Origin of the sequence: Massilia sp. CT11-137, assembly GCF_047302885.1 — a bacterium.
Lineage (GTDB): Bacteria > Pseudomonadota > Gammaproteobacteria > Burkholderiales > Burkholderiaceae_D > Telluria > Telluria orientalis.
Window position 1 is genome coordinate 253,657 of record NZ_JBKYMP010000001.1, and the last position, 13,076, is coordinate 266,732.

The window sequence follows — 13,076 nt, forward strand, 5'->3', positions numbered from 1 at the left end:
TCAGGAGGCGAGGTGGCGGGACAGGTGCTCGGCGAACCGTTCGGGCGCCATGAACCCGATGACGCGGCTCTCCGGCACTTCCTTGCCCTGCTTGAACAGGATGATGCCGGGTGGCCCGAACAGGCCGAATTTCTTCATCAGCGCGCGGTCTTCATCGTTGTTGGCGGTGACGTCGACCTGCAGCAGGCGCACCTGCTTCATCTGCGCTTCCACCTTCGGTTCGGAGAAAGTAAAACGCTCCATTTCCTTGCACGACACGCACCAGTCGGCATAAAAGTCCAGCATCACGGGCGTGGGGGACGACGCGAGCACCCGATCCAGTTCGGCCAGCGTGCGGATGCGCTCGAACTTCTGTTCCTTGCCCTCGGCCGCGGCGGCGACCTGCGTGCCGCGCAGGTGCGCCAGCGGCTGCAGCACGTCCTGGCCCGCGCTGGCGGCGCCCACCAGTTCGAACAGGCCGCCCGTCAGCAGCACGAGGCCCAGCGTCTTGCCGGCATAACGGCCCAGGCCCGCACCGGCGGCGATGGGTTCGAACACGCGCAGGAACACGGCGCACAGCACGGCGAACGCGCCCCACAGCAGCATCGCGACGGTGATCGGGAACACGGGCGTCACCATCCAGATCGCGACCGCAAGCAGCAGCAGGCCGAACACGCGCTTGACGTGGTTCATCCACGCGCCGGCCCGCGGCAGCAGGCTGCCCGCCGAGACGCCCGTCAGCAGCAGCGGCACGCTCATCCCGGCCGCCATCGAGAACAGCGCCCAGCCGCCCGTCCACACGTTTTTCGTCTGGCTGATGTACAGCAGCGCGCCCGCCAGCGGACCGGCCACGCATGGCCCCACGATCAGTGCGGACAAGGCGCCCATCACGAACACGCCGGCGAACCGTCCGCCGCTCATGCTGCCGCTCGTCGTGCTCAAGCGGCTTTGCAGGCTGCTGGGCAGCTGCAGCTGGTAGACGTCGAACATCGACAGCGCCAGCAGCACGAGCAGCGCGCCGAACGTCAGCAGCACCCACGGCTTCTGCAGCGCGCCGGCGAGACCTTCACCGGCCAGGCCCGCCGCGACACCGAGCGCCGTGTAGACGAGCGCCATGCCCAGGCTGTACGCCAGCGCGAGGATAAAACCTTTACTGCGCGAGACGTTGCCCTCGCCGACGATGATCGACGACAGGATCGGCACCATCGGCAGCACGCACGGCGTGAACGACAGCAGCAGGCCGAACGCGAGGAACGCGAGGCCGATGCGCCAGGCGCTGCCCGATTGCAGCGTGCGCTGGGCCAGCGAGCTGTCGTCTTCGTGCGCGGGCGGTGGAGCGATCACGGCGTCGGCTGCGGCAGGCTTCAATGCGCCCGGCGCCGCCGGGTCCACCGCGAACGCGACTTCGGCGGGCGGATAGCACAGGCCCGCATCCGCGCAGCCCTGGTAGCCCACGCGCAGCACGAACGGTGCTTTCGCATCCGCTTTCACCGGCAGGTCCGCTGCAAGCTGCCCCGCATACGTCTCCATCTCCTTGTTGAAATTGCTGTCGAACTTGCGCACGCCGTCCGGCAGCGCGGGTTGGCCGACCTGCGGCGCCGTGAACACGAGGCGGTCGCGGTACAGGTGGTAGCCGGGCGCGATGGCCCAGGTGACGTGCACGATGCCGCCTGCGCGCAGTTCGGCGCTCGGCTTGAACGCCTGTTCGGGCGGCAGGAAGTCGTCGGCGGCAAGCGCCGGTCGGCCCAGCGTACTGGCCAGCAGGACCAGCGCGGCCATCCATCGAAAGAGCTGCTTCATGATGCGTAATCTCCTGAAATACTGTGGTGATGCGCTTGTCCCGTGCCGTCGATGGCGAAGTACGCGAGCCCGCTGGCGGCGAGGAAGGACAGGCCGTCGTCCTCTTTCAGCATGGCGATGGTCGACACGCTGCCGCCCAGGACGGCCAGCGGCGCCAGCACGCTCACCGAGCGCCAATGCGACACGGGCATCCCGGTGCGCGGGTTCAATACGTGGCAATAGCGCTTGCCGTCGACGTCGAAAAACCGTTCATAGTCGCCGCTCGTCGTCAGCGCACCATGGCTCACGGCGATGCTGGCGATGGTGCCATCTACCTTGCGCGGGTCCTGGATACCGATGCTCCACAGGCGTCCATCGGGTTGCGGGCCGATGAAGCGCATGTCGCCGCCGAGGTTCACGTAGCCGTGCCGCACGCCCCGTTCCTGCAGCAGCGCGCAGGCGCGGTCGGCCGCGTATTCCTTGCCGAAGCCGCCGAAGTCGATCTCCATGCCGGCGCGCGGCAGGAAGACGGCGCCGTCTTCACGCTGCACGGCCGGCCAGTCCACCAGCGCCAGCAGCGGCGCCAGTTCGCGGGCGTGCGGCACGCGCGGCTGGCGGAAGTCCCAGGCGCGGCGCAGCACGCCGGACGTGATGTCGAACAGTCCGTCGCTCGCGCGGTGCAGGTGATCGGCGTAGTCGAGCAGCTGCGCCGTCTCTGCGTCGCACTCCACGCGGTAGCGGCCCGCCGCGGCGTTGATGCGGCTGACGATACTGTCGGTGCGGTAGCGCGAGTACGTGCGCTCGATGCGCCGCACCTCGGCGATCGCCGCCAGCGCCAGTTCTTCCGCCCCATGTCCGTCCGGCGCGGCCAGCCTGATTTCACAACGGCTGGCCATCGCATCGAACGGAAAGCGGACCACCGCGTCTACCATCGCCGCGTCAATCCGACCTGGAAGATGCGGGCGTGCAGCGGCGCGAGGCCCGGACTACCGTCGTGGAACAAACGCCAGTTGCCGCGCTGCTCATAGCCTTCGACCTTGACGTCGACCGTCCACAGCTTGCCGATCTCGCGCTGGACCTTCAGCCCCGCCGTGACGGCGCCGAACCCGGACAGGCGCTGGTCCGGCGACGACAGGCGGCCCGGATCCGCACTCGCAAAGCCGGGCGGGAACGGCGGGCCGAGCGTGCCGTCGTACACGGGGTCGTAGTAGAAGTAAGCTGCGCTCTGCGTGTAGAGGCGCAGTTCCGGCACGATGCTCCAGCCGCCGCCGAGCGGCTGCACGTATTCTCCGGACAGCGTGTGCGCGCGGATGCGGAACGAGTCGCTGTAGTAGCGGTAGGACAGGCGCGACGTGCCACCCGTGCTGTCGACGTAGTGGTTCCAGCGCAGCAGCGCCGTGTTCTGGCGGCGCGAACGGGGCCGGTTATCGAACAATTTATACGGATCGTTGAAGTAACCGTCACCGTTCGTGCGGGTGAGCGTGATCTGTCCGATGTCGTTCGGCGTCAGCACGCGCGTCACGCCCGCGAGGATGCTGACCGTGCGCTTGTGCTCATCGACGACGACGTGATTCACCGGATCGATGCGGTCGCGACTGCCCGCGACGCCGAACGCCCACGTCGTGTTGTTGTCCTCGCTGGACACGGTGCCGTTCAGCGACAGCGCGCGCGACACGTAATCGTGCTCCGTCGAATACGCGGCGCCGGCCGTCAGCGTACCGCGCCGGAAGTAGCGCGTGACGGCGACATCGCCCGCCTTTCTCTCGTCCTGCATGTGCGAAGCGCCGGAGACGGCCGTGTGGTAGCGCGGCGAGGCGCCGGACACGTCGTCGGCCGTCAGCGTGCCTTCGATGGACCAGTCGCTCGCAACGGGCGCCGTCACCGCGATCGACGGCGAATGAGCACGGATGCGATCGAGGCCGCTCTGGCGGTCGGCGTAGTCGAGATAGCGCAGGCTGATGCTGCCGCCCTGCGGCGGCTCGTCGGCCAGCGCCTGCACGCCGGGCAGCAGCAGCGCGGCGGCGAGCAGCGAGGCCGCCAGGTCCTGGGGAGCTTGCTTGGATGTCGTCATGGAGTCTCCTCAGTTACAGCCGCAGCCGCCGCCACCCACGCCCGCGCCGCCGGCTGCGGCTTCGCGGCTCGTGTAAACGTGATCGGCATACCGCGCTTCGAGCTTGTCGCCGCCGAACGTCATCTCCGGCTTGGCCAGTTTTCCTTTTTCCCAGGGTTGCACGGTGGCGCATCCGGTCAGCGCCAGCAGCGCCGGCGCGATCAGCAAATAGAAAAAGCGCGCCTTCATTGCGCACCTCCCAGGGCTTTCTTGATCACCTGTTCGAGCGCCGCGCGGTCGGCCTCCTTGAAGCCCGCGTGCTCATATAAAACCTTGCCGTCCGGTCCGATCAGGACGCTGCTCGGCATGCCCTTGATGCCGTAGGCGCGCGGCGTGGCGCCGGCCGGATCGAACGCGATCGCGAAGCGGGCCGGCGTCTCGGCGAGGAAGCGGCGCGCGTCGTCCGTCTTCGCGTCGAGGTTCACGCCGACGACCTGCAGCCCGCGCGCGCCGTACTTCGCCTGCATCTCGTTCATCCACGGGAAGGACTGGCGGCACGGGCCGCACCACGAGGCCCAGAAATCCACGTACACGAGCTTGCCCTGGTACTTCGCCAGCTGCACCGTGCCGTCCTTGCCCGGCAGCTCGAACGCCGGCGCCGCGGCGCCCTTGTCGAGTGCGGAGGCGGTCGACGCCTCCAGTGCGGCGGCCAGCACGACCGCCATGCGCAATACGCGCGTCGTCCGGATGCCCATCATTTCACCTCCTTCTTGCCGAAACGACGCCATCCCAGCACGCCGAACGACAGCACGACCAGCAGCGCCAGCACCGGATCGTTGCCATCCTTGATCGAGGAGCAGCCGCCGCCACCGGCGTTCTGCGGCGCCTGCACGGTCTGCACGTTGCCCTTGCCGGTCAGCGCGACGTTCCACGCGCCGCCGCCGTCGGCCGTCACCGCGAGGCTGCCGGCGGCATCGCCCGCACCCACTGGCGTGAAGCGCACGACGAGGTCGCAGCTCGCGCCCGGCTGCAGGGTGAACGGCACGGCCGCGCAGGCGCCCGTATCCGCCTGCAGCGCATACGGGCCGGTGAACGTGGCGGCCGTCACGGTGGCCGCGTTGGCGCCGGTATTGGCCAGCGTGATGCGGTGCGTGGGCGAGGTGCCGTTGACGTCGGCCGCGCCGAAATCGAAGGATTGCGGGTTCACGGTCAGCATCGGCACGGGCACGGCGACGCCGGTGCCACCGAGTGCGACCGTGAACTGGTTGCCCGCGTCCGTCATCAGGACGAGGGTCGCGGCGCGCTGGCCGGCGGCCGTCGGTTTGAAGCCGACGTCGATCGTGCAGCTGGCCGACGCCGCAACCGACACGTTGGTGGCGCAGGTGCCGCCGAGGACGAAGTCGGACGCCTGCGCGCCATCCAGCACGAGCGATGCGACCTTCAGCGCGGCCGTGCCGCCGTTCGACAGGGTGATCGTGTGGGTCGCGGCGCTCTTGCCGACCTGCGTATCCGCGAAGGCGACGGGGCCCGCTTCCGACAGCGCCGGTTTCGCCGCCGGCGCCGTGGTGCCGGTACCGCTGATCGACACCTGCAGCGGCGCCGCATTCGACGTCACGGCCAGCGTGGCCGCGGCGGTGCCGGATGCCGTCGGCGCGAAGGCCAGGGTCACGGTGCAGTTGGCGCCGACGTTCAGGGTCGTGCCGCACGTTTTGCTCGCGATGGTGACGGTGGACGCGCCCGAGACGGCGATGCCGTTCAAGGTAAGCGCCACGTTGCCCGTGTTGGCGAGGGTGACGGTCTGCGTCGCGGCCGGCGCCCCGATCGTCTGTGTGCCGAACGCCACAGCCGATGGATTGGCCTTGACGGCCGGTGCGGGCGCGGCGACGGTGCCGGACAATGCCACGGTCACGGCGCCGTTCGACGCGTTCGAGCCCAGCGACAGGTTGCCGCTGAACGCGCCGTTCGTCGACGAATTCGCGGTCACGGTCACGGTGCAGCTGCCGCCGGCCGGGACGGCCGTGCCGGTCGCGCACGTGCCGCCCAGCGTGAACACGCCCGCGTTGGCGCCGCCGACGGCGATGCTGGAGAAGGTCAGCGCGGCCTGGCCCGTGTTGTTGACGGTGATGCTCTTCGCGGGCGACGCGACGCCGGCGACGAGGGCGCCGAAGTCGATCGCGTTGGCCGACAGCGCGACGGTCGCCTGCGCGACGGCGTTGCCGGTACCGGAGAGGGCCACGGTGCTGGAGCCGCCCGTCGCGTTGTGCGCGATGACGAGCGATGCGCCGCGTGCGCCGGAGGCGGTGGGTTTGAAGGTGACCTGCACGGTGCAGTTGGCGCCCGCCGCCAGCGACGTGCCGTTGGCGCAGGTGCCGCCGCTGATGGCGTAGTCGCCCGCGGCCGCGCCGGACAGGGTCAACGTACCCACGTTCAGGGCTGCGTTGCCCGTGTTGGACAAGGTGGTGGCGAGCGGCGATGCCGACTGCCCGATGGTGCTGGCCGCAAAGCTCAGCGAGGCCGGATTGACGGCAGCCGCCGGTGCGGCGGTCACGGTCGGGTTGCCGATGAAGGCGGCGAGGTCCGCGATTTCCGCCGTCGTGAATTTGCCGTTGAACAGCGTGCCCATGCCGCCCTTGTTGGCGCTGAAGGCGCTGCTGATCACGCTTGGGTTGTTCGCCGCGGCGAGGATGCCGTTGACGTTGACGGCGGGCGACGGCCCGTGGCACGACGCGCAGGACGTGCCGCCGCTGGTTGGCCCGTTCAGGTACAGGTTCTTGCCGTTCAGTGCATCGGCCGCGTGCACGGCCGGGACGAACGCGAGGACGGCGAGAACGGTATAAACACTTCTTTGCAGCCCGGTCATAGTGACTCCCAGATTCGTTCAAAGGGCACAGCCACCAAGGGCCAGTGCATTCATCCCGCAGTGCGCCAGCGCGCACCAGCGCCAGTCGCGGACGCGCTGGTAGAGCAGCGCCAGCGCCAGTCCCGGTGGCAGCACGAGTGCCGCCGCGTGCCAGCCGGCGCCCACATGCAGCAGCGCGAACGCGGCCGCCGACAAAGCTACCGGTATCGGTACCGGTGCAAACGCCGCGCGCCGGATCAGCCACTCCTGCAAGCCGGCACGCACCACCCACTCCTCCAGCACGGGCGCCAGCAACAGCAGTCGCGCCAGGGCGGCGGCGTCGGGCGCAACGAGCTGGCCGGTGCAGACCAGGTGCTGGGACAGCAGGGCAATAGGTGGCATGTCAGGTTGTTACTGCGGAAATCGTCCGGTTAATACCGGCCGTTGTGAAAAGGTTCAGTCCGTTTGAAAAAAAATTCGCTGGACGAACCAATGAGCACCATTGCGGTGTCAAAACGCCATGTTTGCCACTTCCGCCACACGGTTTAATGCGCGGAAATGGATCGTCGTCAAAGAGACATCGTGGGTAGAATCGTTGTGGTTGAGGCTCTTCAACTCGTGCGCGTTTGCGCCAGATCGACACGGCATGGCTGCGCCGCTTGGCAGACTACGTTCATGACACATTACCGCGACAACCGGGTCCCGGGCGGGACCTTTTTCTTTACGGTGCGTTTGTTGGATCGAGACAGCACCTTACTTACGGACCATTTCTCGGCTTTCGGCGAAGCGATGCGCCAGGCGCGCATCCGCAAACCGTTCCACGTCGATGCCTGGGTCGTGCTGCCGAACCACGCGCACGCCATCTGGACCCTGCCGCCGGGCGACCACGACTGCGCGTCGCGCTGGCGCGCCGTCAAGATCGCCTTTTCCAAGGCCTTGCATAAAGCCTGCCTGCCGGGCGGCGCCAAGGGCAAGGGCGATGGCGGCACGGGCGACGGCACCATCTGGGAACGTCACTATCGCGACTACCGCGTGGGCGACGACGAGGAATACGCCAGCCTCGTCGACTACGTGCACGGCAACCCGATGCGACACGGCCTCTGCCAACACCCATCGGAATGGCCGTGGTCGTCGCTGCACCGTTTTATTTCGGCCGGATTCACGCCGCCCGCGCTGCCGCTGGCGCTGCCGCCGTGGATGCGGCCGGCAGGCCAGCCCGGACACATCGCGCGTCCGTAGCGGGCGAAAAAAAGGCCTGCATGTGCAGGCCGTTCTACCTTGGGAGTAAAGCTGGGGACGCTTAGAAGCTGTAGCGCGCACCCACGGTCCAAGCGTCGGCCTTGGCGCCGAAATCCTTGCTCTTGCCGTAGCGCTCGTACTCTGCGGTCAGGGCAACCTGCTGGTTCAGGTTGTACTGCACGCCGACCGCGCCGTAGGCACCGGTGTCGGTGTTCTTCATGTTCAGCGCGGCGGTTTCCAGCTTGCGCTCGCTGTGCTGCAGGCCCAGCTTGCCGTACACGGAGAACTGGTCGTTGACCGGGTAGTTGTACTTGCCGGCGACATAGTAGCTGTTGCCCTTGGTGCGGCCGCTGCCATTGACGCCGTTGGCGGTGTAGTTGAAATCCGAGTTGCGGAAGTCGGTGTAGCCGGCTTCGACGCCCCAGTTCTGGTCGAATTCATAGCCGCCGAAGATCTTGCCCGATGCCTTGTAGCCGTCGCTGTCGAAATTCGTCAGGCCGCCGACCGACGAATTCACGTGGTCCGCCGTGGCGATGCCGACGCCGACGTAGGCGCGCGGTTGGGTCTGGGTGGTCTGGGCTTGGGCCGCGCCGACGGCGGCAGTGGTGGCGATCAGTGCAACGATGAGCTTTTTCATGTTACGGATTCCCTTTGCGTTGTTTGACTGGTTCGCGATTCGAGCGTGAATCGTGATGTGGTCAAGATAGCACCGCGAATTGGTGAAGTCCGTGCAGAACTCGTAAGACTTGTAATCGAATGTAACTTAATGACCCTAAATTCAGTAGTGCTTTAACGAAAATTGGACAGAGATAATAACGATTTAGCTCACGTAACGAAAAGTTAGATTGATGCGTGGTCCAACCAGTTTGGCCGTCTTGTTGATGCCGTGCTGCCAGTTCGCCTGCAGGTTCCCCGCCATCAACAGCAGGCTGCCATCCGTCAGGTCCAGTTTGACGGTGCGTTTGCTGCGCTTGTGGCGCAGGATGAATGTGCGGGAGGCGCCGTAGCTGAGCGAGGCGATGACCGGCTGCGGTCCCAGTTCCGGCTCGTCGTCGCTGTGCATGCCCATGCTGTCCGCGCCGTCGCGGTAGTGATTCAGCAGGACGCTGTTGTAGCGCCGTCCCGTCGCCTGCTCGACTGCGGCGCGCAGCGTTTCCAGCAGCGGCGTCAGCGGCAGCGGATGCAGAGTCAGGCCCGAATAGGTATAGCTGGCTTCGCCATACCAGGCCGTCAGGCGGGGTTGCAGATAGCGCTTGCCATACACGACGACGGTGTCGGCACGCCATGATGTCTCGGCAAGCAGGCGCGCCAGGATCTCGGCATTGCCGATCGGCATAGGAAGCTGGGCCAGCATGGACAACTCGCCATCCTCGATCGGGATCGGGATCAAATCCATGCTTGTGGAAAACAAATCCATTCGACAATATTGCTATGATGAGAGGATCTCATCGACCAGGCATTTTCTCATGAACAAACGCCAGTTCCTCGGCGCCGCGGCGGTCGCGGGCGCCCTTCCGATCGCCGGCCACGCGGCGCAACCGTCCGGCCGCGGCCCTGCCCTGCTGACAGTCACTGGAGACATTTCGCACAGCAATCGCGGGCCGCTCGACCCGGCGCTGGACCAGATGATGCACAAGCACCAGGTCACGTTCGCGAAAGCCTGGGCGTTCGATTACGCCAGCCTGCTGGCCCTGCCGCCCGTGACGATCCGCCCGACCCTGGAGTACGACGGCAAACCGCACACGCTGCGCGGCCCGCTACTGACGGACGTGCTGGCGCGCGCCGGCGCAACGGTGGGCGACAGGACGATCCTGATCTTGCGCGCGGTGGATGGCTACAACGTGGAACTGCCGGTCGCGCAGGCGCGTGCGCGGCGCTTCATCGTGGCCACGCACATCGATGGCACTCCGATGCCGCTGGGAGGACTTGGGCCGCTATGGGCCGTGTACGACGCCGACCGGGTGGCCGAGATGGCGGCACTGCCGCTGCCGCAGCGCTTTGCCGCCTGCCCGTGGGCGCTGTACCACGTGGAGGTGAAAGCCTGATCAGGCGTAGGCTTCGGCCAGGCTCATCACGCGCGGCGTGACCTTGATGCCGACGTTGCCGAACAGGGTGTCGAGCGCGGCCAGGTTGGCCGTGCATTCCTCGGTCTTCCAACCGTTGAACAGGTCGGTGCCGTTCTTCTGGAAATGCAGGTCGAGGACTTTGCCCTTGTCCTTGTGGACATAGGTCTGTTGGTAAGTGCTCTCGAAGCCGAGCTCGGCCAGGGCCGTCAGCACGGCCCGCGGCGGATTGTCCGGATCGGTGGCCATGAATACGCCGAATGTCTTACCCGGCGGCTTCGCTGCCACGTCGACTTCATAAATGCCCGGTGCCTTGGTGACACTCGTACTTTTCAGGAACAGCATGCTGTCGTCCTCCACGCATGACGGCGGCGCCGTCATCCAATAAATTAAAATCAGACACAGCTTATTGCAGTATGGGAACTTTGTCGACGAATGGTTTTCGAGATTTTGCTCTAGTGCAACAGGTCAGGCGGACAATAGTCCGATGACACTGCCCGCAACGAGGGCACCGCATGCCAGCATGCCGACGATGAAGCCGATCTCGCGCTTGGCCGGATCGCGGTAATAGCCGAGCGCATACAGAATCCGTCCGACGCACCACAGCAGCCCGCCCGCGGCCGCCCAGCGGTCGCCCAGATAGTGGCCGCACAGCCATAGCGGCGCCAGCACCAGCGGCAATTGTTCCAGCGTGTTCGCCTGCACCCGCTGCGCGCTCTGGAACGGCAGCGGCCCTTCCATCATTGGGGCGGGCACGTCGTACTTGTTCCTGGCCCAGCCGGCCATGACGCCGGTCCAGAAATACACGCCCAGTGCGGCCAGCGTGGCCCATGCGGTCAACATCATGTGGTCTCCAACAAAAAAGCCCATCTGTTTGGGCAGACAGGCTTTTTACAACATGACGCACGACGGCGCAATCACGCCGGTCCAGGTTTTCAGCTTCGGCGGCGGCGCACACCCAGCGCCAGCATGCCGGCACCGACCAATGCAAGCGATGCGGGCTCCGGTACGTAGGCGCCATTGACCCGGATCGCCGGCACGTTATAGTAACTTTCGAAACGTCCCAGTGCTTCACCGTCGAGTGAACGGTAGATCCCCTGATCCCAGGATTCGTCACGGTTGTAATAATAAAAATTCTGGTTGGATTCACCGTCGAACGAGAACTCGATCAGGTAATTCCAGTATTCGTTGATCACGACGTCGGGAACGTTGAAGTCGATCCACGCGAGCCCGTTGGTGGTGACCACCGAACTGCCGGATGCGAGCGTGTCGAGCTTCGAGATGTCGTTGCCCAACGAGTCGATCGTATATATGCCCCAATGCAATTCGGTGTTGGCCAGGTCCACATAGACGCCGACGCTCGATATCGTTTCCTGGGTCGTCACCCGGAAACCGATACCGCGCCCCATGGACCACCCGTCGTTCGAATGCGTCGAACCGATGTACCCCGTCGGGTCGTTAGGCGGGATAAAAGTGATCGGCGCAGCCGCCGCCAGACTGCTCGCCACAAACATCGTGTTCGCTACACCGGCTTTCCAGAATTTGTTAAACATGGATTTGCCCTCCCCTCGTGTTTTAGCGCGAGAGGAGACGCAAAAACAATGCCCGAATTTTTTCTTTCGAAAATACAGGGCGTTACGCCATCAAGGGAAAATCCCGACAGTAAATTGTAAATTCCGTCGACAAAATACGTGACATGGCGTCACATACGGCGAGGCTTGCGCCGCGCCAGATCCCACGTCGCGGAGGCGAGGGCGTCGTACAGTGCGCCCGTCGGACCGTCCCAGGCCGCGACGGCCGCGTGCTGGCGCGCCACGGTCGCCGCATCGCCGCGCGCGATGGGTCCGGACAGCGCCGCTTCCGGCCCCAGCCGCAGCACATTCGACAGCGTTTCGGTCGCGAGCGGCCGCGCCAGTTCGCGTGCCACGTCGGCCGGGATGCCGGCGGCCTCGTAGGCGCGCAGCGCGGCATCCATCACGGTCACCAGGTAGTTCGACGCGAACACGGCGGCCGCGTGATACACGGTCTTGGCGGCGGGGTCGATCCGCACGGGCCGCGCACCGATCGCCTCGAAGGCGGGCAGCAGGACCGCCAGCGCGGCGGCATCGCCTTCCACACCGCAGAACGTGCCGTCGAACGCCGCCGCGACCGCGGCCGGATCGGCGAAGCTGCGCACCGGATGCACGCTGGCGACGAGCGCCCCCGCCTGGCGCAGCGCCTCCAGCGCCGTGGACGCCTTGGCGCCGCTGCAATGAAACACGACGGCGCCCGCCATTGGCGCGGATTGCGCCAGCGCGGCGGCGACACCGGCGATGGCATCGTCCGCCACGGCCAGCATCCACACGTCGGCCGGCCGCAACGTGCCATCGCCATCGGCCGGCGTACCGGCGCCGATGAATGCGACGGCGTCGCGCGCGCTGTCAGGGCCGCGCGTTTTGACGTCCTGCACGGCGAACACGCCGCGCGCAACAAACAGGCGGCCGAGGGCGCGGCCCACGTGGCCGGCGCCGACGATGTTCAGGGTCGTCATCATTGACTGGACTCAGAAACGGGAGCCCGGCTGGCGCAGGAATTCGACTTCTTCCGGCGTCGACGCGCGCCCGAGGATCTCGTTACGGTGCGGGAAGCGGCCGAAGCGCGCGATCACGCCGCGGTGGCGGTGCGCGTAATCGAGCATCTCGTCGAAGCCCGGATGTTCGGCCGCCAGCACGCCGAACAGTTCGACGGCGCGCTCCTGCATGTAAGCGTCCTCGGCGTGCTCGAACGGCATGTAGGCGAAGGCGCGCTGCAGCGGGGTCAGCTCGCGGTCGGCGCCGCTGTCGACGAGAGATTTCGCGGCTGCCAGCGCCAGGGCATCGCCGGCGAAGGACAGGGGCGTGTTGCGATGGGCGTTGCGGGTGAACTGGTCGAGCACGAGGATGCGTGCGAGGGTGCCCCTCGGTCCCTGCGCATCCCATTCGCGCAGGCCGCCGGCCAGCGCCTGTTCGATGGCGGCGCCGAAGCGGTCGCGGATGACGGCATCGAATTCGTCCTTCTTGACGAACCATTCGCGGCGCGGTTTTCCGGCGTCAAGGCTGCCCGGTGCGCCGAACCAGAAATCGAGAACGTCCTGGGGTGTCATTCATGT

16 protein-coding genes are annotated in these 13,076 nt (G+C 66.4%); 2 read left to right on the plus strand and 14 right to left on the minus strand.

Annotation, left to right across the window (positions count from 1 at the left end; genetic code table 11):
• Genes dsbD through mrtJ form a run of 7 tightly spaced genes read right to left on the minus strand, consistent with a single transcriptional unit; the run spans position 1 to position 7,049 of the window.
• Positions 1 to 1,779 (minus strand): protein-disulfide reductase DsbD, encoded by a 1,779-nt coding sequence (gene dsbD / locus ACEN98_RS01115; protein ID WP_413380756.1) that lies wholly within the window; start codon positions 1,777 to 1,779, stop codon positions 1 to 3.
• Complete coding sequence (locus ACEN98_RS01120; RefSeq protein ID WP_413380758.1) at positions 1,776 to 2,690, minus strand: FAD:protein FMN transferase; 915 nt, start codon at positions 2,688 to 2,690, stop codon at positions 1,776 to 1,778. The genes dsbD and ACEN98_RS01120 overlap by 4 nt, the downstream gene beginning before the upstream one ends.
• Positions 2,684 to 3,829, minus strand: a complete 1,146-nt coding sequence (locus tag ACEN98_RS01125) for a DUF3570 domain-containing protein (RefSeq protein ID WP_413380760.1) — start codon at positions 3,827 to 3,829, stop codon at positions 2,684 to 2,686. Before ACEN98_RS01125 ends, ACEN98_RS01120 begins: the two co-directional genes overlap by 7 nt.
• 9 nt (positions 3,830 to 3,838) lie before the next feature.
• Complete coding sequence (locus tag ACEN98_RS01130) at positions 3,839 to 4,057, minus strand: DUF4266 domain-containing protein (RefSeq protein ID WP_413380762.1); 219 nt, start codon at positions 4,055 to 4,057, stop codon at positions 3,839 to 3,841.
• Positions 4,054 to 4,566: a TlpA family protein disulfide reductase gene (locus ACEN98_RS01135; protein WP_413380764.1), complete on the minus strand. Its 513-nt coding sequence runs from the start codon at positions 4,564 to 4,566 to the stop codon at positions 4,054 to 4,056. Before ACEN98_RS01135 ends, ACEN98_RS01130 begins: the two co-directional genes overlap by 4 nt.
• Positions 4,563 to 6,668 carry a choice-of-anchor D domain-containing protein gene (locus tag ACEN98_RS01140; protein WP_413380766.1) on the minus strand — a complete coding sequence of 702 codons (2,106 nt, stop codon included), beginning with the start codon at positions 6,666 to 6,668 and terminating at the stop codon, positions 4,563 to 4,565. Before ACEN98_RS01140 ends, ACEN98_RS01135 begins: the two co-directional genes overlap by 4 nt.
• Positions 6,669 to 6,686: 18 nt before the next feature.
• Positions 6,687 to 7,049, minus strand: a complete 363-nt coding sequence (gene mrtJ, locus ACEN98_RS01145; protein WP_413380768.1) for a JDVT-CTERM system glutamic-type intramembrane protease MrtJ — start codon at positions 7,047 to 7,049, stop codon at positions 6,687 to 6,689.
• A gap of 273 nt (positions 7,050 to 7,322) precedes the next feature.
• Between mrtJ and ACEN98_RS01150 the strand changes: the two genes are divergently transcribed.
• The gene (locus tag ACEN98_RS01150; RefSeq protein ID WP_413380770.1) at positions 7,323 to 7,886 is read left to right on the plus strand and encodes an REP-associated tyrosine transposase; all 564 of its coding nucleotides are present in this window, start codon (positions 7,323 to 7,325) and stop codon (positions 7,884 to 7,886) included.
• 61 nt (positions 7,887 to 7,947) lie between these two features.
• On the opposite strand, the gene ACEN98_RS01155 is transcribed toward ACEN98_RS01150, so the two are convergent.
• Both ACEN98_RS01155 and ACEN98_RS01160 read right to left on the minus strand, forming a co-directional pair.
• On the minus strand, positions 7,948 to 8,523 hold the full coding sequence (locus ACEN98_RS01155; RefSeq protein WP_413337009.1) for a porin family protein: 576 nt from the start codon (positions 8,521 to 8,523) through the stop codon (positions 7,948 to 7,950).
• A 183-nt stretch (positions 8,524 to 8,706) separates the two neighbouring features.
• Positions 8,707 to 9,282: an alpha-ketoglutarate-dependent dioxygenase AlkB family protein gene (locus tag ACEN98_RS01160; protein WP_413380772.1), complete on the minus strand. Its 576-nt coding sequence runs from the start codon at positions 9,280 to 9,282 to the stop codon at positions 8,707 to 8,709.
• A 70-nt stretch (positions 9,283 to 9,352) separates the two neighbouring features.
• Between ACEN98_RS01160 and ACEN98_RS01165 the strand changes: the two genes are divergently transcribed.
• Positions 9,353 to 9,931 (plus strand): molybdopterin-dependent oxidoreductase, encoded by a 579-nt coding sequence (locus ACEN98_RS01165; protein ID WP_413380774.1) that lies wholly within the window; start codon positions 9,353 to 9,355, stop codon positions 9,929 to 9,931.
• On the opposite strand, the gene ACEN98_RS01170 is transcribed toward ACEN98_RS01165, so the two are convergent.
• From ACEN98_RS01170 to ACEN98_RS01190, 5 genes are all read right to left on the minus strand, one after another.
• Positions 9,932 to 10,294 (minus strand): hypothetical protein, encoded by a 363-nt coding sequence (locus tag ACEN98_RS01170; RefSeq protein WP_413337006.1) that lies wholly within the window; start codon positions 10,292 to 10,294, stop codon positions 9,932 to 9,934. It abuts the gene before it with no gap.
• Between the two features lie 123 nt (positions 10,295 to 10,417).
• Positions 10,418 to 10,795, minus strand: a complete 378-nt coding sequence (locus ACEN98_RS01175; RefSeq protein ID WP_413380776.1) for an MAPEG family protein — start codon at positions 10,793 to 10,795, stop codon at positions 10,418 to 10,420.
• 89 nt (positions 10,796 to 10,884) lie between these two features.
• Positions 10,885 to 11,502 (minus strand): PEP-CTERM sorting domain-containing protein, encoded by a 618-nt coding sequence (locus tag ACEN98_RS01180; RefSeq protein ID WP_413380778.1) that lies wholly within the window; start codon positions 11,500 to 11,502, stop codon positions 10,885 to 10,887.
• A gap of 149 nt (positions 11,503 to 11,651) precedes the next feature.
• On the minus strand, positions 11,652 to 12,482 hold the full coding sequence (locus tag ACEN98_RS01185; RefSeq protein ID WP_413380780.1) for a Rossmann-like and DUF2520 domain-containing protein: 831 nt from the start codon (positions 12,480 to 12,482) through the stop codon (positions 11,652 to 11,654).
• A 9-nt stretch (positions 12,483 to 12,491) separates the two neighbouring features.
• A complete protein-coding gene (locus tag ACEN98_RS01190) occupies positions 12,492 to 13,070 on the minus strand; it encodes a DUF924 family protein (protein ID WP_413380782.1) in 579 nt (192 codons plus the stop codon).
• Positions 13,071 to 13,076 lie beyond the last annotated feature (6 nt).

Bases quoted from the DNA above. Each gene is read 5' to 3' on its own strand.
- dsbD (WP_413380756.1), bottom strand. From the start codon at position 1,779: ATGAAGCAGCTCTTTCGATGGATGGCCGCGCTGGTCCTGCTGGCCAGT.
- ACEN98_RS01120 (WP_413380758.1), bottom strand. From the start codon at position 2,690: ATGGTAGACGCGGTGGTCCGCTTTCCGTTCGATGCGATGGCCAGCCGT.
- ACEN98_RS01125 (WP_413380760.1), bottom strand. From the start codon at position 3,829: ATGACGACATCCAAGCAAGCTCCCCAGGACCTGGCGGCCTCGCTGCTC.
- ACEN98_RS01130 (WP_413380762.1), bottom strand. From the start codon at position 4,057: ATGAAGGCGCGCTTTTTCTATTTGCTGATCGCGCCGGCGCTGCTGGCG.
- ACEN98_RS01135 (WP_413380764.1), bottom strand. From the start codon at position 4,566: ATGATGGGCATCCGGACGACGCGCGTATTGCGCATGGCGGTCGTGCTG.
- ACEN98_RS01140 (WP_413380766.1), bottom strand. From the start codon at position 6,668: ATGACCGGGCTGCAAAGAAGTGTTTATACCGTTCTCGCCGTCCTCGCG.
- mrtJ (WP_413380768.1), bottom strand. From the start codon at position 7,049: ATGCCACCTATTGCCCTGCTGTCCCAGCACCTGGTCTGCACCGGCCAG.
- ACEN98_RS01150 (WP_413380770.1), top strand. From the start codon at position 7,323: ATGACACATTACCGCGACAACCGGGTCCCGGGCGGGACCTTTTTCTTT.
- ACEN98_RS01155 (WP_413337009.1), bottom strand. From the start codon at position 8,523: ATGAAAAAGCTCATCGTTGCACTGATCGCCACCACTGCCGCCGTCGGC.
- ACEN98_RS01160 (WP_413380772.1), bottom strand. From the start codon at position 9,282: ATGGATTTGATCCCGATCCCGATCGAGGATGGCGAGTTGTCCATGCTG.
- ACEN98_RS01165 (WP_413380774.1), top strand. From the start codon at position 9,353: ATGAACAAACGCCAGTTCCTCGGCGCCGCGGCGGTCGCGGGCGCCCTT.
- ACEN98_RS01170 (WP_413337006.1), bottom strand. From the start codon at position 10,294: ATGCTGTTCCTGAAAAGTACGAGTGTCACCAAGGCACCGGGCATTTAT.
- ACEN98_RS01175 (WP_413380776.1), bottom strand. From the start codon at position 10,795: ATGATGTTGACCGCATGGGCCACGCTGGCCGCACTGGGCGTGTATTTC.
- ACEN98_RS01180 (WP_413380778.1), bottom strand. From the start codon at position 11,502: ATGTTTAACAAATTCTGGAAAGCCGGTGTAGCGAACACGATGTTTGTG.
- ACEN98_RS01185 (WP_413380780.1), bottom strand. From the start codon at position 12,482: ATGATGACGACCCTGAACATCGTCGGCGCCGGCCACGTGGGCCGCGCC.
- ACEN98_RS01190 (WP_413380782.1), bottom strand. From the start codon at position 13,070: ATGACACCCCAGGACGTTCTCGATTTCTGGTTCGGCGCACCGGGCAGC.